General features: G+C 62.9%; 24 protein-coding genes. 13 read left to right on the forward strand and 11 right to left on the reverse strand.

Annotated features, from left to right (window positions below):
* The first annotated feature begins 3 nt into the window (after positions 1-3).
* Positions 4-408: a group II truncated hemoglobin gene (locus V6657_RS05335; protein ID WP_048932827.1), complete on the forward strand. Its 405-nt coding sequence runs from the start codon at positions 4-6 to the stop codon at positions 406-408.
* 54 nt (positions 409-462) lie between these two features.
* Positions 463-1,041 (forward strand): DUF924 family protein, encoded by a 579-nt coding sequence (locus V6657_RS05340; RefSeq protein ID WP_048932826.1) that lies wholly within the window; start codon positions 463-465, stop codon positions 1,039-1,041.
* A gap of 12 nt (positions 1,042-1,053) precedes the next feature.
* On the opposite strand, the gene V6657_RS05345 is transcribed toward V6657_RS05340, so the two are convergent.
* The 10 genes from V6657_RS05345 to V6657_RS05390 form a co-directional block, all read right to left on the reverse strand.
* Entirely contained in the window at positions 1,054-1,638 is a 585-nt protein-coding gene (locus tag V6657_RS05345; protein ID WP_048932825.1) for a TIGR00730 family Rossman fold protein, read from the reverse strand.
* Positions 1,635-2,354 (reverse strand): TetR/AcrR family transcriptional regulator, encoded by a 720-nt coding sequence (locus V6657_RS05350; protein WP_048932824.1) that lies wholly within the window; start codon positions 2,352-2,354, stop codon positions 1,635-1,637. Before V6657_RS05350 ends, V6657_RS05345 begins: the two co-directional genes overlap by 4 nt.
* Positions 2,355-2,494: 140 nt before the next feature.
* Positions 2,495-2,947, reverse strand: a complete 453-nt coding sequence (locus V6657_RS05355; RefSeq protein ID WP_048932823.1) for a diacylglycerol kinase — start codon at positions 2,945-2,947, stop codon at positions 2,495-2,497.
* Positions 2,948-2,959: 12 nt separating this feature from the next.
* The gene (locus tag V6657_RS05360; protein WP_171017936.1) at positions 2,960-4,003 is read right to left on the reverse strand and encodes a glycosyltransferase family 1 protein; all 1,044 of its coding nucleotides are present in this window, start codon (positions 4,001-4,003) and stop codon (positions 2,960-2,962) included.
* A 107-nt stretch (positions 4,004-4,110) separates the two neighbouring features.
* Positions 4,111-5,061 carry a UDP-2,3-diacylglucosamine diphosphatase gene (locus V6657_RS05365; protein ID WP_048932822.1) on the reverse strand — a complete coding sequence of 317 codons (951 nt, stop codon included), beginning with the start codon at positions 5,059-5,061 and terminating at the stop codon, positions 4,111-4,113.
* Positions 5,062-5,305: 244 nt separating this feature from the next.
* Positions 5,306-6,325, reverse strand: a complete 1,020-nt coding sequence (locus V6657_RS05370; RefSeq protein ID WP_048932821.1) for an alpha/beta fold hydrolase — start codon at positions 6,323-6,325, stop codon at positions 5,306-5,308.
* A 27-nt stretch (positions 6,326-6,352) separates the two neighbouring features.
* Positions 6,353-6,877 carry an RDD family protein gene (locus V6657_RS05375; RefSeq protein ID WP_048932820.1) on the reverse strand — a complete coding sequence of 175 codons (525 nt, stop codon included), beginning with the start codon at positions 6,875-6,877 and terminating at the stop codon, positions 6,353-6,355.
* A gap of 95 nt (positions 6,878-6,972) precedes the next feature.
* Entirely contained in the window at positions 6,973-7,818 is an 846-nt protein-coding gene (locus tag V6657_RS05380; RefSeq protein WP_048932819.1) for a DUF3106 domain-containing protein, read from the reverse strand.
* 11 nt (positions 7,819-7,829) lie between these two features.
* Entirely contained in the window at positions 7,830-8,273 is a 444-nt protein-coding gene (locus V6657_RS05385; RefSeq protein ID WP_048932818.1) for a DUF3619 family protein, read from the reverse strand.
* Entirely contained in the window at positions 8,270-8,836 is a 567-nt protein-coding gene (locus V6657_RS05390; RefSeq protein WP_021195005.1) for an RNA polymerase sigma factor, read from the reverse strand. The genes V6657_RS05385 and V6657_RS05390 overlap by 4 nt, the downstream gene beginning before the upstream one ends.
* 369 nt (positions 8,837-9,205) lie before the next feature.
* Here V6657_RS05390 and V6657_RS05395 point away from each other — a divergent pair, with 369 nt between their 5' ends.
* The 6 genes from V6657_RS05395 (at position 9,206) to V6657_RS05420 (ending at position 16,101) form a co-directional block, all read left to right on the forward strand.
* The gene (locus V6657_RS05395) at positions 9,206-10,963 is read left to right on the forward strand and encodes an acetolactate synthase 3 catalytic subunit (RefSeq protein ID WP_048932817.1); all 1,758 of its coding nucleotides are present in this window, start codon (positions 9,206-9,208) and stop codon (positions 10,961-10,963) included.
* The gene (ilvN, locus tag V6657_RS05400) at positions 10,963-11,454 is read left to right on the forward strand and encodes an acetolactate synthase small subunit (RefSeq protein ID WP_021195003.1); all 492 of its coding nucleotides are present in this window, start codon (positions 10,963-10,965) and stop codon (positions 11,452-11,454) included. The genes V6657_RS05395 and ilvN overlap by 1 nt, the downstream gene beginning before the upstream one ends.
* 75 nt (positions 11,455-11,529) lie before the next feature.
* Positions 11,530-12,546: a ketol-acid reductoisomerase gene (gene ilvC / locus V6657_RS05405; RefSeq protein ID WP_021195002.1), complete on the forward strand. Its 1,017-nt coding sequence runs from the start codon at positions 11,530-11,532 to the stop codon at positions 12,544-12,546.
* A gap of 163 nt (positions 12,547-12,709) precedes the next feature.
* A complete protein-coding gene (locus V6657_RS05410) occupies positions 12,710-13,357 on the forward strand; it encodes a phosphatidylserine decarboxylase (RefSeq protein WP_048932816.1) in 648 nt (215 codons plus the stop codon).
* A gap of 13 nt (positions 13,358-13,370) precedes the next feature.
* Positions 13,371-14,243, forward strand: a complete 873-nt coding sequence (pssA, locus tag V6657_RS05415) for a CDP-diacylglycerol--serine O-phosphatidyltransferase (protein ID WP_048932815.1) — start codon at positions 13,371-13,373, stop codon at positions 14,241-14,243.
* A 316-nt stretch (positions 14,244-14,559) separates the two neighbouring features.
* Positions 14,560-16,101, forward strand: a complete 1,542-nt coding sequence (locus V6657_RS05420) for a 2-isopropylmalate synthase (protein ID WP_048932814.1) — start codon at positions 14,560-14,562, stop codon at positions 16,099-16,101.
* Positions 16,102-16,337: 236 nt separating this feature from the next.
* Here the strand turns inward: V6657_RS05420 and V6657_RS05425 are convergent, their stop codons facing one another.
* Positions 16,338-16,796, reverse strand: coding sequence for a membrane protein (locus V6657_RS05425; protein ID WP_048932813.1), 459 nt, complete (start codon positions 16,794-16,796; stop codon positions 16,338-16,340).
* Positions 16,797-16,960: 164 nt separating this feature from the next.
* Here V6657_RS05425 and V6657_RS05430 point away from each other — a divergent pair, with 164 nt between their 5' ends.
* From V6657_RS05430 to V6657_RS05450, 5 genes are all read left to right on the forward strand, one after another.
* Entirely contained in the window at positions 16,961-18,220 is a 1,260-nt protein-coding gene (locus V6657_RS05430; RefSeq protein WP_048932812.1) for a branched-chain amino acid ABC transporter substrate-binding protein, read from the forward strand.
* Positions 18,221-18,381: 161 nt separating this feature from the next.
* Positions 18,382-18,651 (forward strand): 30S ribosomal protein S15, encoded by a 270-nt coding sequence (gene rpsO / locus V6657_RS05435; RefSeq protein ID WP_021194996.1) that lies wholly within the window; start codon positions 18,382-18,384, stop codon positions 18,649-18,651.
* 321 nt (positions 18,652-18,972) lie between these two features.
* Positions 18,973-21,147 carry a polyribonucleotide nucleotidyltransferase gene (pnp, locus tag V6657_RS05440; protein ID WP_048932811.1) on the forward strand — a complete coding sequence of 725 codons (2,175 nt, stop codon included), beginning with the start codon at positions 18,973-18,975 and terminating at the stop codon, positions 21,145-21,147.
* Between the two features lie 105 nt (positions 21,148-21,252).
* Positions 21,253-22,200: an HAD family hydrolase gene (locus V6657_RS05445; RefSeq protein ID WP_048932810.1), complete on the forward strand. Its 948-nt coding sequence runs from the start codon at positions 21,253-21,255 to the stop codon at positions 22,198-22,200.
* A 20-nt stretch (positions 22,201-22,220) separates the two neighbouring features.
* Complete coding sequence (locus tag V6657_RS05450) at positions 22,221-23,225, forward strand: NAD(P)H-quinone oxidoreductase (protein ID WP_048932809.1); 1,005 nt, start codon at positions 22,221-22,223, stop codon at positions 23,223-23,225.
* Positions 23,226-23,230 lie beyond the last annotated feature (5 nt).

Raw genomic sequence — 23,230 nt, forward strand, 5'->3', positions numbered from 1 at the left:
TGTATGACTGACGCAACTTCCAGCCAGGAAACCCTGGCCTTCGATCTGATTGGTGGCGAGGCGCGCGTGCGCGAACTCGTCGATCGCTTCTATGACCTGATGGACCTCGAGCCCGAGTTTGCCGTGCTGCGCGGGGTGCATCCGCCCAGCCTGGACAGCGCACGCGACAAGCTGTTCTGGTTCCTGTGCGGCTGGCTCGGTGGCCCGAATCACTACATCGAGCGTTTTGGCCATCCGCGCTTGCGCGCACGCCATCTGCCGTTCGAGATCGGCACGCAGGAGCGCGATCAATGGATGCGCTGCATGGCGCTCGCAATGCAAGACGTCGGCCTGGATGAAGCCCTGCAGATGCGCCTCATGCAAGCCTTCTGGCAGACCGCCGACTGGATGCGCAATGTGCCGCGATAGGGTGTCGCCCTAAGCGCACGTCACAAGACAAGAACAACCTGAGGAGACAGCCGCATGATCGGTTTGCCCACTGCCGACGACGTGCTCGCGTTCTGGTTTGGCACCACGCCGCTCACCGATGCGAGGCCGGAGTGGTTCACCAAGTCCGACGCCTTCGATGCCGAGATCCGCGCGCGCTTCCTGCCGCTGTGGGAAGCGCTGTCAGTGGGTGAGCCCGATACCTGGATGGATACGCCGTTGGAGGCCATCGCGCGCATCGTCGTGCTGGATCAATTCTCGCGCAACATGTTCCGCAGCAGCCCGCGCGCGTTTGCCAGTGACGCGGCTGCACTGCAGTCCGCGCAGATCGTCGTGGCAGCAGGTTGGGATGCCCGGTTGCCGACGCGCTTTCATCGCGCGTTCTGCTACCTGCCGTTCGAGCACAGCGAGGTGCTGGCAGTGCAGGACGAGTCGATCCGCCTCTACACGCGCCTGCGTGATCAGGAGGGCGATGCTGACTCGCTAGTCTGGGCGGAAAAGCATCACGAGATCATTGCGCGCTTTGGGCGCTTTCCGCATCGCAATGCTGTACTCGGGCGCGCGTCTACGCCCGAAGAGGTGCAGTTTCTGAGCCAGCCTGGGTCGTCTTTCTAGACCGCTTGCCGCTCAGGTGCGCTCGCGGCGCTCCGACCACTTGTCGACCGTCTCGCGTGGTGCTTGCGCGAGCATGTCGATCAGCTCGGCCGGGTTGTCGCTCAAGTGCAGCAGGTCGGCGTGGTGGCGCTTGAGGAAGCCTTCCTGCACGGCGTGGTCGATGAAGGCCAGCAGCTTGTCGTAGAAGCCCGCCACGTTCAGCAGGCCGATCGGCTTGTTGTGATAGCCGAGCTGCAGCCACGTGAAGGTCTCGAACAGCTCTTCGTAGGTGCCCACACCGCCGGGCATGGCGATGAAGGCATCGGCGCGGTCGGCCATCATCTGCTTGCGCTGGTGCATGCTGTCGACGATGTGCAGCTCAGTCAGCTCCTTATGGCCGACTTCCTTGCGCACCAGCGACTTGGGGATGATGCCCACCACGGGGTTGCCGCCGTGCAGCACCGCATCGGCCACGATGCCCATCAGGCCGACGTTGCCGCCTCCGTAGACGAGCGTGAGGCCGCGCTTGACCATCTCGTTGCCCAGCGCAATGGCGCCGGCCTTGTAGTCCGGGCGTTCACCCGGGCTGGAACCGCAATAGACGCAGATCGATTTCATTTGGCAGGGGTGGTAGGGCTGGAGGCGCTTGGTGCGCCAATCGGCGGATCATTGCTGCGGCTGACCGCGAGCAGATCGAAGGCGCGCCGCGGCTTGCCGCGCAGGTAAGGCGCGAGGATCGACAGGATGTGGTAACTCGCGCCGTGCAGATGATCACGGATCGCGTTCTGGTCGTTGTACTGACGCGGGTGCTGCACGAACTGGAACGACAGCCAGTAGGTGGCGATCACCACGATGTTGGTACAGATCGCATCGACTTGGACCGGCGTGGCTTCCATTTCACCGTCTTCGATGAACTGGTGGCAGATGTCCATCGCGAAATGGCGTTTCTGCTCGACGATGCGCTTGAAGTTCAACTCCAGCATGCGGTTGCGTGCCAGCAGATCGTTGATGTCGCGGTACAGAAAACGGTAGTTCCACAGGAACTCCGACATGTACTGCAGGTAACCCCAAGTCTCATCCAGCGTGGCCTTGTGGTCATCCGGCAGCTTCAGGCGACGCGCGATCTCCTGCTCGAACTGCACGAAGATCGAGTTGATGATGTCGTCTTTGTTGCGGAAGTGGTAGTACAGGTTGCCGGGGCTGATCTCCAGTTCTTCGGCAATCGTCGTAGTGGTGACGTTGGGCTCGCCCAGCTCGTTAAACAGGCGCAGCGATACTTCGAGGATGCGATCGCGCGTGCGGCGTGGGCCGGTGGAATGCTGCTTGGTTTCCATTGAACTGCCAAGGCCGGTGGCCCTGTCTCCGTGGCGTGTGTGTGCCCGGATTATAAAAGATCGTGCTTGTGCAAAGACTCCCCACATGCAGTGGGGCGGACATTGCCAAACGTTATCTCCGCGTGTGCGCGGGTAAGCCCTTAGCGCAACAGCGATGCTACCCACGGCCAGGCGATCGCCACCCACGTCCCCACGCACAGCAGCAGGGCCAGCATGACCGCCGCGCTACCGAAATCCTTGGCGCGTTTGGACAGCCCGTGCTGCTCCAGCGAAATGCGATCGACTGCCGCTTCCACGCTTGAGTTGAGCAGCTCGACAATCAGCACCAGCACCAGCGTGCCGAGCATCAGGATGCGTTCCACCACCGTAGCGGGGATGACGAACGCGCATGGCAGCAGGATCGCGCACAGCGTCAGTTCCTGGCGGAACGCGCTTTCCTCGTCGATGGCGAAGCGGATGCCGCTGATGGAGTTCTTGAGGGCAAACCAGGCCCGCGTGATGCCCCGGTTGCCCTTGTGCGGGTTGTCGGCCGGCGAATAGGCACCCGCCGCGGGCGGCGGAGCTGGACGCTCTGGCGGCGTGGTCGGCTTCATTGAACGCAAGGCTTAAGCACCCGTGGCAGTCGAGGGTTGAGCGGTCTTTGTATCGCCGGATTGTACGACGGGCATCGGGCGCAGGTGTGCCAGGAATTGCTCGGAGGCCGCGCGCCACGAGAATTTCTCGGCATGCGCCCGTGCCGTGGTGCGATCAATGCGCAGGGCTTCCAGGCAGGCTTCGCGCAGGTCCTCGCGCAATGCGCCGGCCGGCGAGTCGCCCAGCACGTCGATCGGGCCCGTCACTGGATAAGCCGCCACCGGCAGGCCGCTGGCCAAGGCTTCGAGCAGCACCAGACCAAACGTATCCGTGCGGCTCGGGAAGACGAACACATCCGCCGAGGCGTACACCTTGGCCAGCTCCGGCTGCTTAAGCACGCCCAGGTAGTTGGCGTTCGGGTACTTTGCTTTCAGGCCGGCCAGCGCCGGGCCTTCGCCCACCACCCACTTGGAGCCGGGCAGGTCCAGTTCCAGGAAGGCTTCCACGTTCTTCTCAACGGCCACGCGACCGACGTACAGGAAGATCGGGTGCGCGGTGTTGAGCACGTTGCCGCGCTGCGAGGTGAAGACATCCAGATCCACGCCGCGCGTCCACAGCACGCCGTTGGTGATGCCGTAATCGGCGAGGTCTTTCAGCACCACGGGCGTCGGCGCCATCACGGCCTGGGCGGGGCTGTGGAACCAGCGCAGGAAGCGATACGTCCAGGCCAGCGGAATGCCGAAGCGTGCCTGCACGTACTCCGGAAAGCGTGTGTGATACGCCGTCGTGTAGGGCAGCTTGTGGCGCAGCGCATAGGCGCGCGCAGCCAGCCCCAGCGGGCCTTCGGTGGCGATGTGCAGCGCTTGCGGTGCGAACTTCTCGATGCGCTCGCGCACGCGCTTGGCCGGCAGGATCGACAGGCGGATCTCCGGATATGTCGGGCACGGCACCGTCTTGAATTCGAGCGGCGTGATCATGTCGACGATGTGGCCCATGGCCTCAAGCTCACGGCGCGTCTGGGTCAGGGTGCGGACGACGCCGTTGACCTGCGGTTCCCACGCATCGGTGACGATCATGACTTTCACGGGCTCTCCTTGCGGTGTGGCGGATGTCGATTGGGTAGCGGCGGGCTGGGGCTGCGTGAGGTCGATGTTGGTGTTGGTCATGTGGGCTTGGGTTTCCATCAGGCAGCGGCCGCAGCGGCACGGCGAGCGCGGCGGGAAGTGCGCGGCGCATCGAGCAGATGCGTCCAGTAGACGATCTGCAGTTCGCCTTCCATCGTTTCGACCAGCGCGGAAAGACTCTCCACCCAGTCGCCGTCGTTGCAGTAAAGCTGGCCGTCGATCTCGCGAATCTCGGCCTTGTGGATATGCCCGCAGACCACGCCGTCGCAGCCACGGCGGCGTGCCTCGTCGGTCATCACGCGCTCGAACGAGTTGATGAAGTTGACCGCGTTCTTGACCTGATGCTTGAGGTATTGCGATAGCGACCAGTACGGGAACCCCAGCTTCACGCGAATGCGGTTGAAGTGCCGGTTCATCGCCAGGATGAAGGTGTAGAGCGAGTCGCCCACGTAGGCGAGCCAGCGCGCGTGCTGCATCACACCGTCGAACAGATCGCCGTGCACGACCCACAGGCGCTTGCCGGTGGCCGTCACATGCACGGCATCTTCAGCGACTTCGATGTCACCGAAATTCAGACCGTGGAACTGGCGCGCCATCTCGTCATGGTTGCCGGGGATGAACACCACGCGGGTGCCCTTGCGCGCACGACGCAGTACCTTCTGCACGACGTCGTTGTGCGCCTGCGGCCAGTACCAGCCCTTGCGCAGCTGCCAACCGTCGACGATGTCGCCAACGAGGTACAGCGTGTCGGAGTCGTTGTGCTTGAGGAAATCGAGCAGGTAGTCTGCCTGGCAACCCGGCGTGCCGAGGTGGATGTCCGACAGCCAGATCGTGCGATAGCGGTGGACTTTTTCTGCGGGCGGGTCGGTGTCCTTGTCCGCCAACTGATCGGGCGCCAGAGCCGGGATCGGCGCCGAGGCGGGCGCCTCGTGATCCCGTACGTCACCGCGGCCGGCCGGTACGGCGGAACCCAGTGCGCCGGCGGCGGCAAGTCCGGCGGCCATTTGCATCAGAGGCGGTGGTGCGTTCCAGTCGGAACCGGTGAGGGGGGCGGCGCGAAAGCGTTGCGCGAGGCGGCGGAAGAAACCAGGACGGCTTGGCGAGTTTGGCAGGACCATGTCGGCAACAGAGGCTGCGTTGGACGGATTTCGCCACCGCTGCATGAATAAGCCGTGTCAGAAACATGACCGTCACATGACGTGGTTGCCGTGGAACGTCGAGGCGGGCGCCGGAGACCTGCGCCCAGCGTGCCTTTCAGGCGGATGGGGGCGGCAGCGTGCCTTCGATGCGCGCCAGTTCTGCCAGTACCGCATCGCGCACGCGTGCGTCGCATAGCAGCGACACATGACCAATGCCGGAGAACGGCAAGTGTCGCGCACCCTCCAGCCAGGACGCGCCGGCAGGCCCGACGATGGAGTCGTGCCACGAGAAGACCGACGTGATGCGCGCCCGCACGGCCGGCGTTTCGGATGCCGCAAGCTGGCGCAACCATGTACTGGCCCAGGCCATCTGGCGCACGTTACGCCCGCGCCCACTGCGCGCCATCGCCGTGCCCCGATGTGGCGTGCCCAGCGTGATGACGTGTGCGACCGGGCAGGCTTCCGTGGATTGCCGCAGCAACGCGCGCGCAGCGAGTCCGCCCATGCTGTGACAGAGCAGGACCGGCGCGCGGCCGTACATACGCGTCATACGCGCGACAACGGCGGCGATGTCTTGCGCGTAGTCGTCGATGTCGCCCAGCAACGGCATCAGGTCAATCGCCTCGGTCGGGTGGCCCGCAGCCGCCAAGTGCTTCTGCATCGGCAGCCACACCGCGCGGTTGCAGCCGTAACCGTGGATCATGAGCACGGGCACGCGCGTGCCGCCACCCGCTGCAGCATCGAACGCTGCCTGTGCGCGAAACGGTTGCAGCACGTTAAACATCCATGCCACCGATGCGCATTCGCGCAACCAGCACGCGATAAAACCCGCCACGCCGATGCGCTGCTCGCGCGGTACGGGCATGCGATCCCACACTGGGTCATCCGGAATGGCTGTACCGAGGCTCGTGGATACAATGACAAATGCCCAGCCAACCGAGATGAGATAACCGAGTATCAGGGCCGCTGCGGCAACGGCAGCCGTGCCTGGCCAACTCAACGCCCCCCAACGATGGGCGGCCCACGCGACCGCCAATGTCGCTGCACATTGCAGCCCTACCGCAATGCGCCGCGCGTTGGCTGCCGTCAGAGAGGCCAGCGGCGTGGGGGAGGCGGGTAGATCGGCGCGCGTCATGGGTGTGTGCCGTCGCCAGAGATGGAATCAGCTGCGCACCAGCCGCGTGCCGGCCAGGCGGTCGTGCAGGAATTGGCGCTGCGGGTCGAGCCACGCCAGCGCGCCCCAGGCCAGCACGCAGGCCAATGCAACACCCGCGCCAGTCCAGCGGGAAACCCCACTCACGTGGATGATGCCGACCGCCGCAGCCACCCAGATCCAGGCCAGCGTGTAGCGCGCAATGGCACGGCCAAGCGAGATGGGCGAGCCGTCCGCGTTGACGACGCGCATGCGCCAGGTCTGCATGGCGAGCGTCTGACCGCGCTTGCGCCAGAAGCCCACGAAGTAAAGACCAAGCGCGAGGAAGCCCCACACCTGCAGGCCGATATCACCTGTGCGCGCCAGCGGAGGAATGATCGCGCGCAACAGCAGAAAGATGGCCGTCGCGCCAAACATCACACCAAACAGCAGCAGGCCCTCGTAGAGCATCGCAGCCAGGCGGCGGCGCAGCGTGGGAGCGGCAAGTCGGTCAGGTGCCGTAACAGGCGAGGTGGGAGAAGCGGTAGTGGCCATCGAACCGGGTGAGCACAGTCAAGACGTAATCGATCATGCGCCGGTACAACGTGTGTACGGTGCGTGATCGGATTATGCCAAAGGGTGAACTGGGCTTAACCGCCGCCCAGTACGGTCGACGGAGGGGGATTGCCTGACTCGCCGTCCGGGCTGGTGGTGGGAGCCACCGGGTGCACTGGCGAGACCGGCGCACTTGCCGGTGCTGGAGGCGCGGGCATGGTTGCCGCGGGCGCAGATGCCGCTGCCGTTGCGGTCGGCTTGGCCGGCGCCAGCGGATTCGGAGCCGACTTGGTCGTGCCCGGCTTGGTGCGCGCACCGTGATGCAGTGCCTTGGCTGCATCCTTGGCCAAGCTCGTGCTACCCGGCAATGCCGTGACGGCCGACGGACGCTTCTGTGCCTTGGCTGCCGCAGCAAGCTCTTTTTTCTGCTCGTCAGGCAACTGCTGATAGCGCTGCCAGGCTTCGCTTTTCTTCTGGACGGGAACCGACTTGGTGGTCTGGAAATTCTCGCGGGCTCGGTGCCGCTGTTCCGGCGTCAGCTTGACCCAGTCAGCCATGCGTGTCTGCAAGCGCTGCTGCTGTGCCGGCGTGTACTTCGGATAGGCCTGGGCAATCTGCAGCCACTTCTTGCGGGCCAGCTCGGGCATGCTGTTCCATTCCGGCGCGAACGGCGCCAGGATGCGCTGCTGCACGACGGTCAACTCAGACCAGTTCGGATGGACGGACGGCTGCGGATTGGTGGCCGGCGGCGTTGGCAGTGCCAACTGCGTGCTGGCGCCGGCATCCGATGCGGTGGCCGGTGCCGATGCTGCAGGCGCTTGTGCGATTGCCAATCCGGCGGACAGACCTGCAGCGCCGATCAACGAGATCAAGGCAACGCGCAGGCGCAAGGTCCGTTCGCCTCGCGGTGGTTGGCCGTGGGTGCGGTGGAAGTTGCTCATCGATCAGCCTTTCACTGATCGCGTTTATCGAGATATTGATGGAAGCCTTGATCGGCGTAGGCAGCCAGCGGCAGGTCGTCGAGCAGCATGGCGGCGTCGACCTCAGCGAGTTCGTCCACGCGTTGCTGTTGTTGCCACTGATAGATGCCGGCAAGCCCTGCGACCAGCGCGATGGTCGGCCACAGCAGACCGAAGCGACGCAGGAACGCGCCGATACGGTGCAGCGGCGACGCAGCGTCGTCATCCGGGTCGAAGGACACCTGACCCACACCCGGCATGACCAGGGCAGGCGAGCGCACCGTGCTTGGCGCTTCCGCTTTTTTATGCGCGAGCGCCATCCGGCGTGCCGCGGAGAGGCGGTCACGTACATCGGGCGGCAACTGTCCGGCCGACTCGTTCAGAGCGGTGCGGACGGCGTGCGCAAAGCGGCGTTCTCGAAGTTCTACCTTGTTCATAGTCGGATCCCTCGCGCCCTCAGCGCTTGGGCCAGGGCGTGCGTTGCCCGCGAGCAGTGCGTTTTCACGCTCCCCTCGGAACAGCCCATCGCCTGGGCGGTTTCGGCAACATCCATGTCTTCCCAGTAACGCATCAGAAAGGCTTCCCGTTGACGTGTAGGGAGCTTCTCGATTTCGCGTTCCAGAATTTCCAACATTTGCGAACGCTCGACCTTGTCAGCGCTGCTTTCTGCTGCCGTGGAGCCGGCTTCACTTTCGATCAGCTCCAGCGGGTCGGTATCGTCGCCTTCGGCGTCCGTGCGAAAGCTGGAGAACAGGCTGACCCACGTGTTACGCACCTTGGAGCGACGGAACCAGTCGTGGATCGTGTTCTGCAGAATGCGCTGGAACAGCAGGGGCAGTTCGGCCTCGGGCTTGTCGCCGTACTTTTCGGCCAGCTTGATCATCGCGTCCTGCACGATGTCGAGCGCGGCGTCATCATCGCGGACCGCGAATACTGCCTGCTTGAAGGCGCGTTTTTCGACGCTTATGAGGAAAGCCGACAGTTCCTGTTCAGAGGCCATACAACGGCGGGTGCGAATCCTGTGGGGCGGTCTGGCGAAATTTCACATTGTCATCACGTGATGCGATGTGAGCATTGCGCCTCGCAGCAACGACGGCCTGGGCCGTCAAAAATGTTGCGATGCTAGCAAAAATGCGGGTCGGCGGACAGTCTAACTGTCTGGCGGCCCGCGCTCCGGGGCGAATCTTGCCGTCGCTGGACCGGCATGCGGCATTGCAGTATCATCGGCGGTTCACAATATCTGTGGTTTGTCTCATCTGGCCGCCCATCAGGCGGACCATCCATGCAGACGCGCACCGCTCAAATCCGCGCCACAAGCCCGGTAGAGAGCATCCAAACAATTTTTTGCCGAAAATTGCAAAGGACTGACATGAATATGCCAAGCGCGGAATTTTCCCACGCCAATAGCGGTTCATCTGCCGACATGATGGGGTCTGACATCCTCGTCAATGCGCTCGCGGCAGAGGGCGTCGAGTTCGTCTGGGGTTACCCCGGCGGTGCGGTGCTCTATATCTACGACGCGTTCTACAAGCAAAACAAGATCGAACACATCCTGGTGCGCCATGAACAGGCGGCAGTCCATGCGGCTGACGGCTATGCGCGTGCCACGGGCAAGGTCGGTGTCGCCCTGGTGACCTCCGGCCCGGGCGTGACCAATGCCGTGACCGGCATCGCCACCGCCTACCTGGATTCGATCCCGATGGTGATCATCACCGGCAACGTGCCGACGCACGCCATCGGCCAGGACGCCTTCCAGGAATGCGACACCGTCGGCATCACCCGTCCGATCGTCAAGCACAACTTCCTGGTCAAGGACGTGCGCAATCTCGCTTCGACCATCAAGAAGGCGTTCTATATCGCCTCGACCGGCCGTCCGGGCCCGGTGGTGGTGGACATCCCGAAGGATGTCTCGCGCGAGATGTGCAAGTACGAGTATCCGAAAACCATCGAGATGCGCTCGTACAACCCCGTCAACAAGGGGCACTCCGGCCAGATCCGCAAGGCAGTGAGCCTGCTGCTGCAGGCCGAACGTCCTTACATCTATTCGGGCGGCGGCGTTGTGCTTGCCGAGGCCAGCGAAGAGCTGCGCCAACTGGCCGCGCTGACGGGCTATCCGGTCACGAACACGCTGATGGGCCTGGGTGCATTCCCGGGCACCAGCAAGCAGTTCGTGGGCATGCTGGGCATGCACGGTACGTACGAAGCCAACATGGCGATGCAGAACTGCGACGTGCTGATTGCTATCGGCGCGCGCTTTGATGACCGCGTGATCGGCAGCCCGGCGCACTTCACGTCGCAGCCGCGCAAGATCATCCACATCGACATCGATCCGTCGTCCATCTCCAAGCGGGTGAAGGTCGACATCCCCATCGTCGGCAACGTCAAGGACGTGCTGCAGGAGATGATCAGCCAGATCCAGTCGGGCGAAGCCAAGCCGAACAAGACGGCACTGGCCAAATGGTGGGAGCAGATCGAGCAGTGGCGCAGCGTCGATTGCCTGAAGTACGACCGCACCTCCGAGATCATCAAGCCGCAGTACGTGGTCGAGAAAATCTGGGAACTGACCAACGGCGACGCCTTTGTTTGCTCCGACGTCGGCCAACACCAGATGTGGGCCGCGCAGTTCTACAAGTTCAACGAGCCGCGTCGCTGGATCAACTCCGGTGGCCTGGGCACGATGGGCGTGGGCCTGCCGTACGCCATGGGCATCAAGAAGGCGTTCCCGGACAAGGAAGTCGTCACCATCACGGGTGAAGGCTCGATCCAGATGTGTATCCAGGAGCTGTCGACCTGCCTGCAGTACGACACCCCGGTGAAGATCTGCTCGCTCAACAACGGCTACCTGGGCATGGTCCGCCAGTGGCAGGAAATCGAGTACGACAACCGTTACTCGCATTCCTACATGCAGGCGCTGCCCGACTTCGTGAAGCTGGCCGAAGCGTATGGCCACGTGGGCATGCGCATCGAAAAGACGTCCGACGTCGAGCCCGCGCTGCGCGAAGCCTTCCGACTCAAGGATCGCACCGTGTTCCTCGACTTCCAGACCGACCCGACCGAAAACGTCTGGCCGATGGTCCAGGCAGGCAAGGGCATTTCTGAAATGCTGCTCGGCGCGGAGGACCTGTAATGCGTCACATCATTTCCGTCCTGCTGGAAAACGAAGCCGGCGCGCTGTCGCGCGTGGTGGGCCTGTTCTCGGCGCGCGGCTACAACATCGAGACGCTGACGGTCGCCCCGACCGAAGACGCTTCGCTGTCGCGCATGACGATTGTCACGACCGGTTCGGACGACATCATCGAGCAGATCACCAAGCACCTGAACCGCCTGGTGGAAGTCGTCAAGGTCGTCGACCTGACCGAAGGTGCGCACATTGAGCGCGAGCTGATGCTCGTGAAGGTGCGCGCGGTCGGCAAGGAACGCGAGGAGATGAAGCGTACGGCGGACATCTTCCGCGGCCGCGTCATCGACGTGACCGAGAAGACCTACACGATCGAGCTGACCGGCAACGGCAGCAAGCTTGACGCGTTTCTCGATGCCATCGATCGCACTGCCATTCTGGAGACCGTCCGTACGGGCGGCTCCGGCATCGGCCGCGGCGAGCGCATTCTGAAGGTTTGAACCGGCGCATGCACCAGCGTGTAAATGCGGCCGGACCCCATCGATATTGAAGTATTTGAAAATTAGGACATCACCATGAAAGTGTTTTACGACAAGGACGCCGACCTCTCCCTGATCAAGGGCAAGAACGTCACCATCATCGGCTATGGCTCGCAAGGCCACGCCCACGCCCTGAACCTGAACGACTCGGGCGTGAAGGTCACGGTCGGTCTGCGCAAGGGCGGCGCGTCGTGGAACAAGGCCGTCAATGCCGGCCTGCAAGTCAAGGAAGTGGCCGAGGCTGTGAAGGAAGCCGACGTTGTCATGATCCTGCTGCCGGACGAGCAGATCGCCGACGTGTACAAGAACGAAGTGCACGGCAACATCAAGCAAGGCGCCGCTCTGGCGTTCGCTCACGGTTTCAACGTGCACTACGGTGCCGTGATCCCGCGCGCTGACCTGGACGTCATCATGATTGCCCCGAAGGCCCCGGGCCACACCGTGCGTGGCACGTACAGCCAAGGTGGCGGCGTGCCGCACCTGATCGCTGTGCACCAAGACAAGTCGGGCGCTGCGCGTGACATCGCTCTGTCGTACGCCACCGCCAACGGCGGCGGCCGCGCCGGCATCATCGAGACCAACTTCCGCGAAGAAACCGAAACCGATCTGTTTGGCGAGCAAGCCGTGCTGTGCGGCGGTACGGTCGAGCTGATCAAGGCTGGTTTCGAGACGCTGGTGGAAGCCGGCTACGCTCCGGAAATGGCGTACTTCGAGTGCCTGCACGAGCTGAAGCTGATCGTCGACCTGATCTACGAAGGCGGCATCGCCAACATGAACTACTCGATCTCGAACAACGCCGAATACGGCGAGTACGTCACTGGCCCCCGCGTCGTGACGGAAGAGACGAAGAAGGCCATGAAGCAATGCCTGAAGGACATTCAGACCGGCGAATACGCCAAGAGCTTCCTGCTGGAGTACAAGGCAGGCCAACCGACGCTGATCTCGCGCCGCCGCCTGACCGAAGAGCACCAGATCGAGCAAGTCGGCGCCAAGCTGCGCGCGATGATGCCGTGGATCGCCAAGAACAAGCTGGTCGACCAGTCCAAGAACTAAGCACTGATCGATCACGCCTTGGGCGTGAAAGAACGGAAAGCCAGCCTTCGGGCTGGCTTTTTTTATGCTGAATCCAAGGGGTGGTGTGCCGTTTCGAGTACTGGCGCAGCCCCGTGTCGGCTAGAATGCCGCATTTCCTTCAAGACGCTGTCGAGGTCTGATTTTGAACAACACGTATCCGCATCCCATCATCGCCCGCGAGGGCTGGCCGTACCTAGGCGGGATTTTCATTGTCTCGCTTATCGTGCAGGCCGCCGCCGGCTTTGGTTGGGCTTGGCCATTCTGGGTGCTGACACTGTTCGTGCTGCAGTTTTTCCGCGACCCGGCGCGTGCAGTGCCAACGCAGGCCAACGCGATTCTCTCGCCGGCCGACGGCCGCATCGTCGCCGTCGAGCAAGTGCGTGACCCGTATGCCGATCGCGACGCGCTGAAGATCAGCGTGTTCATGAACGTCTTCAACGTGCACTCGAACCGCGCGCCGGTCGACGGCACGGTGCAGAAGGTGCAGTACTTCCCGGGCAAGTTCGTCAATGCCGACCTGGACAAGGCGTCGCTCGAGAACGAGCGCAACGCCATCGTGCTACGTCGCGCTGATGGCCAGCTCGTCACGTCGGTGCAGGTGGCCGGATTGATCGCGCGGCGCATCCTTTGCTATACCAAGGCAGGAGAAGCACTCACGCGCGGCCAGCGCTATGGTTTCATCCGCTTCGGTTCGCGCGTCGATGTGTACCTGCCGCTGACAGCGCGCCCACGCGTGACGATCGGCGAAAAGGTGTCCGCCACGCTCACGGTGCTTGCCGAACTGGACTGATCCGGAGGCCACCATGCCCGCGTTCAACCGACGCAAGAAGCGTTTCACCGCTGGCAACGTGACGCATCTGCGTCCGCTGCGACACAACCAGCCGCGCCCGGATGATGACGATCTTGAGGTCGTCCGTCCGCGTCGTCGCGGTATTTACCTGCTGCCCAACGCCTTCACGACGGCCGCGCTGTTCGCTGGCTTCTTCGCTATCGTGCAGGCGATGAACCTGAACTTCGAGACGGCAGCTATCGCCATTTTCGCGGCGATGGTGCTCGACGGCATGGATGGCCGTGTTGCGCGTATTACCAACACGCAAAGCGCGTTCGGCGAACAGTACGACTCGCTGTCGGACATGGTTTCATTCGGCGTGGCGCCTGCGCTGGTGATGTACGAATGGATCCTGCGCGACCTGGGCAAGTGGGGCTGGCTCGCGGCCTTCGTCTACTGTGCTGGAGCGGCGCTGCGCCTGGCGCGCTTCAACACCAACATTGGCGTGGTCGACAAGCGCTTCTTCCAGGGCATGCCTAGCCCGGCCGCCGCCGCGCTGATCGCCGGCTTTGTCTGGCTGGCGATCGACAACAAGCTGCCGGTGAAAGAGTTGTGGATGCCGTGGGTCGCCTTCGGGCTCACCTTGTACGCGGGGCTGTCGATGGTGTCGAACGCGCCGTTCTACAGCGGCAAGGTGCTGGGTGTGCGGAATCGCGTGCCGTTCGGTGTGATGGTGCTGATGCTCGTGCTGTTCGTAGTCGTGTCGAGCGATCCGCCGGTGGCGCTGTTCGGCCTGTTTGTCGGCTACGCGGTGTCGGGTTACCTGCTGTGGGGCTGGCGCACGCTGCAAGGGCAGCAGGGCAGCCCGCGCATGCCAAAGGAGGCGTCGGATGAAGCGCACGAGTGACCGATGCGCTGCACCATTGTGCGCTTGCGTCAATTTTTGAATTCGTCTATAGTCGTCCGCATGCTTTCGCACCCGATTTCCATTCTGATTACGCTAGTCTCGATTGATGGCCTACTAGGTCGTCAGGTCGGGACACGCGCATAGGGAAATCGCAAGACAAGGCAAGCAGAAACCGCCAAGTTTTCGCGAACCAGAATTCACAGCGCCCCGGCCTGCAACCATGCACGCCGGGGCGTTTTGCATTCTGCGCCGCAAAAAACATTCGAGACACCACTAAGATCGACGTCAAAAACGTCACCCCCACCAAGGAGCCGCCATGAGCGACAAACTCATTATTTTCGATACCACCTTGCGCGACGGCGAGCAGTCCCCCGGTGCGTCGATGACGAAGGAAGAAAAGATCCGCATCGCCAAGCAGCTCGAACGGCTCAAGGTGGACGTGATCGAAGCCGGCTTCGCGGCCAGCTCCAACGGTGACTTCGAAGCGATTCGCGCAATTGCCCAGTCGGTCAAGGATTCGCGGATTTGCTCGCTGGCGCGTGCGAACGACCGCGACATCTCCCGCGCTGCGGAGGCGCTCAAGCCGGCCGGCCAGTTCCGCATCCACACGTTCATCGCCACGTCGGCGCTGCACATGGAGAAGAAGCTGCGCATGACGCCGGATCAGGTGTACGAACAGGCGCGCCTGGCCGTGCGCTTTGCACGGCAGTTCACGGATGACATCGAGTTCTCGCCGGAAGACGGCAGCCGCTCGGACATGGACTTCCTCTGCCGCGTGCTGGAAGGCGTGATCGATGAAGGCGCGACCACCATCAACCTGCCGGATACGGTGGGCTATGCGGTGCCGGAAGGCTATGCCGCGCTGATCCGCTCGGTGCGCGAGCGCATTCCGAATTCCGACAAGGCGATCTGGTCGGTGCATTGCCACGACGATCTGGGCATGGCCGTTGCCAATTCGCTGACCGCTGTCCAGTTGGGCGGCGCGCGCCAGATCGAATGCACGATCAACGGCCTGGGCGAGCGCGCCGGCAACACCAGCCTCGAAGAGGTGGTGATGGCCGTCAAGACGCGCCGCGATTACTTCAACCTCGACGTCGGTGTCGATACCACGCAGATCGTGCCGGCCTCCAAGCTGGTCTCGCAGATCACCGGCTTCGTGGTGCAGCCGAACAAGGCTGTGGTGGGCGCCAACGCCTTCGCACATGCTTCGGGTATCCACCAGGATGGCGTGCTGAAGGCGCGTGATACCTACGAAATCATGCGTGCCGAAGACGTGGGCTGGACGGCCAACAAGATCGTTCTCGGCAAGCTCTCGGGCCGCAACGCGTTCAAGCAGCGCTTGCAGGAACTGGGTATCGAGTTGGACTCCGAAGCCGAGTTGAATGCCGCCTTCACGCGTTTCAAGGAACTGGCCGATCAGAAGGCCGAGATCTTCGACGAAGACATCGTTGCGATCGTCTCCAACGAAGCACAGCACAGCGAAGGCGAGCACTTCCGCTTCGTGTCGCTGGCGCAGCGTTCGGAAACGGGCGAGCGTCCGCACGCACGCATCGTCTTTGTTGCCGACGGCAAGGAAGTGACGGGCGAGGCAGAGGGCAACGGCCCGGTCGATGCCACGCTCAACGCCATCGAAAGCAAGGTCGCCAGCGGCGCCGAGCAACTGCTGTACTCGGTCAATGCCATCACGACCGGCACGCAGGCGCAGGGTGAAGTGACGGTGCGTCTGTCTAAGTCGGGCCGCATCGTCAACGGCGTGGGCACCGATCCGGACATCGTTGCCGCATCCGCAAAGGCTTACCTGGCCGCGCTGAACAAGCTGCAGGACAAGAGCAGCGAGAAACTCAATCCGCAGATCTGATTGCGGGTTTCAACGAATACACGCAGGAGTCAGCCCAGACCCCAACACGATCACTACAGAGCGCGCACCCGGTTACCCACCGGAACGCGAAGCGGGTGCGGCGGCACCGGACACGTCAGGAGCGTGATTTCCGTGCCGGCCGTCTTTGAGAGCAATGTCTGTGAGATCCACGACATGGCCGACCCGAACATCCACGCCAGGTGATGCGCCTCGCGTGGATGTTGCCATTGCAAGGCTTAGCGGCTCGAATCGTGATCGTGGTCGTACATCGGGTCGGGGCTGACCTGCGTGAGACGCACGACGCCGTCGCGGTCGAAATAGAAGTTCATCAGCGAGGGCCACACGCCCTCGTGCTTGAAGCGGTAGGACCACACCTGCCGATCCATCAGCCGGAAGTAGGCAGTCTCCTCGGGCTTGCCGAATGTCTGCAGCACATCCTTCTGCGTTGAGGTGCCAACGCGGATCTGCGCAAAATCCATCGTCGTCAGAATCTGCCGGAACGAGACGAGCTTGCCACTCGCGTCAACGTCTGCAGCGTAGGTGAATTGTCCGTATGGTTGCGTCGGATACAGCCAGCGCGTGCCTCCGTCGGCGCGAGGGTATTGCTCGGGTGGTTTGCCAAAACGCGCTTCCACGGCGGAGGCCGGGTGGCCGATCAGTGCCTCCCCCGTTTGAATGGGGTGAGTACGGTACATGCGCTCATCCACGCCAGCGCAATGGCGAGCAGCGCGGTGCGCTGCCAGGTTCGGGTGCCCACGATGGTTCTCCTGAATGCCTCAAGTGTAGGGCCTCAGATCGCCTGGTCGCTTGTGTCGGCATGGCGGGGCGCTTTACCATCCGCGCTTCACGGGGAGTTGCCATGGTGTTTCGTTTGTTTGTGGCCGCGTTGGCGGCCGTTGGGTTATGCGGCACAGCCGTCGCGCAACCCGAGGCTGCGCCGATCCGGCTGGCATTGATCGAAGGCTTGTCCGGCGCGTTTGCCAACGCGGGGGAGGCTGTGGATCGCAATCTGCGCTTCGCCATCGAAGGGGTGAATGCACGTGGGGGTGTGAAGCTGCCTGATGGGCGTCATCCGCTTGCGTTGGTGCGCCTGGATAGCAAGAACACAGTCGATGAATCCTTGCTGCAATTGCAGGCGGCAACCGATGCGGGAATTCGCTTCGTTCTGCAGGGCAACAGTTCGGCAGCTGCGGCTGCGTTGTCGACGTCGATTTCGCGCTACAACGAGCGGCATCCAGAGTCGCGTGTGCTGTACCTGAACTACGCCGCTGTCGATCCTGCGTTGACCAACGAAGCCTGCAGCTTCTGGCATTTCCGCTTTGATGCCTCGGCCGATATGCGCATGCATGCGCTGACCGAGGTGATCCGATCTGACAAGTCGGTCAAGAAGGTCTATCTGATTGGGCAGGACTACACATTCGGTCGCCAGGTGGCGCAATCGGCGCGTCAGCAATTGAGCGAGAAGCGGCCGGATGTGGCCATTGTTGGCGAGGTGCTGCATCCGATCGGCAAGGTGAAGGATTTTGCGCCGTACATCGCGCGTATCGCGGCCTCGGGCGCGGATACGGTCGTTACCGGCAACTGGGGCAATGATCTGACGCTGCTGGTCAAGGCCGCGCGCGATGCGGGGCTGAAGGCGCGCTTCTTCACCTTCTACGGCAATTCGCTGGGTGCGCCGGCGGCGATGGGCGAGGCGGGCGTTGGTCGTGTGGTGGCGGTGGCGGAGTGGCACCCGAATCTTGGCGGCGCCAAGTCTGATGCTGTCTACAAGGCTTTCCGCGCACGCTATCCGGCGCCAGCAGATGACTATCCGGTGCTTCGCGACCAGATGATGATCGACATGCTGGTCGCCGCCATCGAGCGTGCCGGTACGACCGAGGCAGGCGCCGTGGCACGTGCGCTGGAAGGCGCATCGCTGGACAATGGTTTTCACCGCATCACGCTGCGCGCGGAGGATCACCAAGCCATCCAACCACTGGTCGCGACGCAGATGGAGCAGGCAGGCACGCCGGGCACGCCGTTCGATATCGAGGGTTCTGGCTATGGTTTTCGGACGCTGAAAGTGATTCCGGCGGCGCAAACGGCCTTGCCGACGACGTGCAAGATGACGCGCTACTGACCCGTCCTGTCATACCACTGTCGTCCGGCGGAGGGTTTAGGCTATAATCGCGTTCTTGCTGTCCAGACCGGGTTCGGAATGGGGCGGCAAGATTATTGTTCAACACGGCACCGGCGGCGGCCAATCAGGCGCTGCAGTGTCCGCAAGTCAAAGGAATCGAAATGTCCGTTGCTAACATCAACAAGCAAGAAATCGTCAAGGATAACGGCCGCAGCGCCAACGATACGGGTAGCCCGGAAGTGCAAGTTGCACTGCTGACGGCCCGCATCAACGAACTGCAGCCGCACTTCAAGGCGCACATGAAGGACCACCACAGCCGTCGCGGCCTGCTCAAGATGGTGAGCCGTCGCCGTCGTCTGCTGGACTACCTCAAGGGTAAGGACGCTGACCGTTACACCGCGCTGGTTGCGAAGCTGGGTCTGCGTAAGTAATGGTGGGTCTCACGCATCGCGCGTGATGAATAAGTGCCTGCGTCAGCGTGCTGATGCAGGCATTTTGTTTTTGGCGGCTGCGTTTGCGGCTGCGCCGGGCAACCGGCAAGTGATGGCAGCCGGCGGGTTCAGTCGATGAAGCGGCTGCCAGGGACCGGGGGCGGCAGGAAGCAGAGTCTTGTGTCATTCCAGCGCGGCGTTGCATACCAGTGCCGCGCTGGAATGGCATAAAACACACCTCTGCAACCGCACCGTCTTCCGGAACGAGTTTGTCGCGGCGAAGCGAATGAAGCGCGCCGCGAATACCGAACAGGAGATGCTATGACCATGTTCAATAAGGTCGTCAAAGAATTCCAATGGGGCGGCCACAAGGTCCGCATGGAAACGGGTGAGATCGCCCGTCAAGCGAGCGGCGCCGTGCTGCTCGACATGGAAGACACCGTCGTGCTCGCCACCGTGGTGGGCGCCAAGAACCCGAAGCCGGGTCAAGACTTCTTCCCGCTGACCGTCGACTATCTCGAGAAGACCTACGCTGCCGGCAAGATCCCGGGTGGCTTCTTCAAGCGTGAAGGCCGTCCCTCGGAAAACGAAACGCTGACCTCGCGCCTGATCGATCGTCCGCTGCGTCCGCTGTTCCCGGAAGGCTTCTACAACGAAGTCCAGGTCGTCGTGCACGTGCTGTCGATCAACCCGGAAGTGCCGGCTGACATCCCCGCGCTGGTGGCCGCTTCGGCTGCGCTGGCTGTGTCGGGTCTGCCGTTCAACGGCCCGGTGGGCGCTGCCCGCGTGGGTTACAAGGATGGCCAGTACCTGCTGAACCCGAACCGCGCGCAACTGGCGCATTCGGAGATGGACCTGATTGTGGCCGGTACCGAGCGTGCTGTGCTGATGGTTGAATCCGAAGCTAACCAGCTGTCGGAAGAAATCATGCTGGGCGCCGTGGTGTACGGCCACGAGCAAATGCAGATCGCCATCAACGCGATCCATGACCTGGTGCGCGAAGGCGGCAAGCCCGAGTGGGATTGGCAAGCCGCGCCGAAGAACGAAGCGCTGGTCGCCAAGGTGTCCGAACTGGGCTTGGCCGATCTGCAAGCCGCTTACCAACTGCGCCAGAAGTCGGCCCGCAGCCAGAAGCTGAAGGAAGTCTACAAGTCGGTCGCCGAGAAGCTGGCTGCAGCCGGTGTGGAAGCCGACGGCGTGGAAGTCGACAACATCCTGTTCGAGCTCGAATCGAAGATCGTGCGCGGCCAGATCCTGAATGGCGAACCGCGTATCGACGGCCGCGACACCCGCACGGTGCGCCCGATCGAGATCCGCTCGTCGGTGCTGCCGCGTGCGCACGGCTCGGCCCTATTCACGCGTGGTGAAACGCAAGCGCTGGTGGTGGCCGCCCTGGGCACCAAGAGCGACGAGCAGATCATCGACGCGCTGCAAGGCGAGTACCGTGATCGCTTCATGCTCCACTACAACATGCCGCCGTTCGCCACGGGCGAAACCGGCCGCGTGGGCAGCCCGAAGCGCCGCGAAATCGGCCACGGCCGCCTGGCCAAGCGCGCACTGATTCCGGTGCTGCCGGCCGCTGACGAATTCGGTTACACGATCCGTCTGGTGTCGGAAATCACCGAGTCGAACGGTTCGTCGTCGATGGCTTCCGTTTGCGGCGGCTCGCTGGCACTGATGGACGCTGGCGTGCCCCTCAAGGCGCACGTGGCTGGCGTGGCCATGGGCCTGATCCTGGAAGACAACAAGTTCGCCGTGCTGACCGACATTCTGGGTGACGAAGATCACCTGGGTGACATGGACTTCAAGGTGGCCGGTACCGACGCGGGTATCACGGCACTGCAGATGGACATCAAGGTGCAGGGCATCACCAAGGAAATCATGCAGGTCGCGCTGGCGCAAGCCAAGGAAGGCCGTCTGCATATCCTGGGCAAGATGCAGGCTGCGATGGGTGGCGCACGTGCCGAGCTGTCGGAGCACGCTCCGCGCATGATCACGGTCAAGATCAATCCGGAGAAGATCCGCGACGTGATCGGCAAGGGTGGTTCGACCATCCAGGCGCTGACCAAGGAAACCGGCTGCACGATCGACATCCAGGAAGACGGCACGATCACCATCGCGTCGACCTCGTCGGAAGGCATGGCCGAAGCCAAGCGTCGCATCGAAGGCATCACGGCCGAAGCCGAAGTGGGCAAGATCTACAACGGCACCGTGCTCAAGCTGCTGGACTTCGGCGCGATCGTGAACATCCTGCCGGGTAAGGACGGTCTGCTGCACATCTCGGAAATCGCCAACGAGCGCGTGAACCAGGTCTCCGACTATGTGAAGGAAGGCCAGGCTGTGCGCGTGAAGCTGCTGAGCACCGACGAGAAGGGCCGCATGCGTCTGTCGATCAAGGCCGCGAAGGCTGAGGAAGGCGACGTGCCGGCTGCTGCACCGCAAGCGCCGGGCGCTGGCGATGCCACTTCGCAGCAGCAACAGCAACAACAGCAGTAATCGCAGTAAAGGCGGCGGGGTTTCTCGCTACCCAAAAACGGCTGGACAGTGTCCAGCCGTTTTTTTGTTTACACTGCGTCGCGACTTCTCCTTTCGCGACCAATCATGAGCCGCCTGTTCGAGCAAAACCGCATCGCCGTCGTCTGGGATTTCGACAAAACGCTGATCCCGCGCTACATGCAAGAGCCCCTGTTCGAGCGCTTCGGTATCGGCGAGCAGGGTTTCTGGGATGAAGTCGAAGCAGGCTCGAAGGCCATCGAATCGCGCGGCCAGAAGGTCAATCGTGAAACGTTCTACCTGAATGTGCTACTGCGCCACGTACGCGACGGCCGCATGGGCGGGCTCGATAACGCCACGCTGCGCGAGTTGGGCACTCAGCTCGAATTTTTCCCCGGCGTGACCGATTTCTTCGAGCGCAGCAAAGCCTGGGTGCGTGACAACGGCGCGTATCAAGCCTTCGACATCAAGCTCGAACACTACATCGTCAGCACTGGCCTGACGGAGATGATCAAGGGTTCACCCATCGCCCCCTACATCGATGGCGTGTGGGGCTGCGAATTCTTGGAGGCGCCCGACGCGAACGGTCGCCAGGTCATCTCGGAAGTCATCTACGCCATCGACAACACCACTAAGACGCGTGCGCTGTTTGAGATCAACAAGGGCGTCAACAAGCATCCCGAAGCGGTCAATGTGAACTCGTCGATTGCCGAAGACGAGCGCCGCGTGCCGTTCGCCAATATGATCTACGTGGCGGATGGCCCGAGCGATATTCCAGCGTTCTCGGTGGCGCGCAAGGGCGGCGGCCGCACGTATGCGGTCTACAACCCCGAGAGCCCGCGCTCGTTCGAGCAGGCCGACAACCTGCGTGCCGATGATCGCGTCGACATGCTCGGCCCGGCCGACTATCGCGCCGGCTCGCCCACCGAGATGTGGCTCAAGTTGCATATTGGCAAGATCGCTGACGCCATCGTCCACGGCAAGCAAGAGATTCTGCGCGAGACATCGCGCGGCATCCCGCAGCACTTCGTTGAGCCAAAGCGCAGCGCTTCGTAACCCATACCGAATCGATTCCCATGAAAGCGATTGAAATCACCCAGTACGGCGGCCCTGAAGTCCTGAAGCTCGGGGAGCGTCCGATGCCTGAGCCCAAGGCCGGCGAAGTGCTGATCCGCGTGCGCGCGGCCGGCGTGAATCGGCCGGATGTTTTCCAGCGTATGGGCAACTATCCGGTGCCACCGGGCGCCTCTGATATTCCGGGGCTGGAAGTGGCTGGAGAAATCGTCGGCGGCGATCTGTCACACGCGGATAACCGCTACGGCCTGAAGGCTGGCGACCGCGTATGCGCGCTCGTGCAAGGCGGCGGCTATGCCGAGTTCTGCACGGCGCCGGTTGGTCAGGTGCTGCCGGTGCCTGCGGGGTTGACCGACGTCGAGGCCGCCGCGCTGCCGGAGAACTACTTCACTGTGTGGTCGAACGTGTTCGATCGCGGCTTGCTGGGCCAGGGCCCGCACGGCAAGGATGAGACCCTGCTCGTGCAGGGCGGCTCCAGCGGCATTGGCACGACGGCGATCCAGATGGCATCCGCACTCGGTTATCGCGTGTTTGCCACGGCCGGTAGCGACGACAAATGCGCTGCGTGCGTTGAGTTGGGGGCCGCGCGCGCCATCAACTACAAAACGGAAGACTTCGCCGAGATCGTCAAGGCCGAGACCGGGCGGGGCGTTGACGTGGTGCTCGACATGGTTGGTGGCAGCTATGTCGCACGCGAGATTGCCTGCGCGGCCGACGATGGCCGCATCGTGCTGATCGCGCTGCTGGGCGGCGCCAAGGCCGAAGTGCCGCTGGGCGACATTCTGCGCCGACGCATTACGCTCACGGGGTCGACGTTGCGCCCGCGCCCGGTGGCCTTCAAGGCGGCAATCGCCAGCCACCTTTACGAGCATGTGTGGCCGCTGCTGGCATCAGGCCGCATCAAGCCCGTCATCCACGAGGAGATGCCGGCCGCGCAGGCAGCACAGGCGCACGCCTTGATGGAGTCGAGCGCACACATCGGCAAGATCATGTTGGTTTGGGATTGAGTTCA

This window comes from Ralstonia sp. RRA (assembly GCF_037023145.1).
GTDB lineage: Bacteria > Pseudomonadota > Gammaproteobacteria > Burkholderiales > Burkholderiaceae > Ralstonia.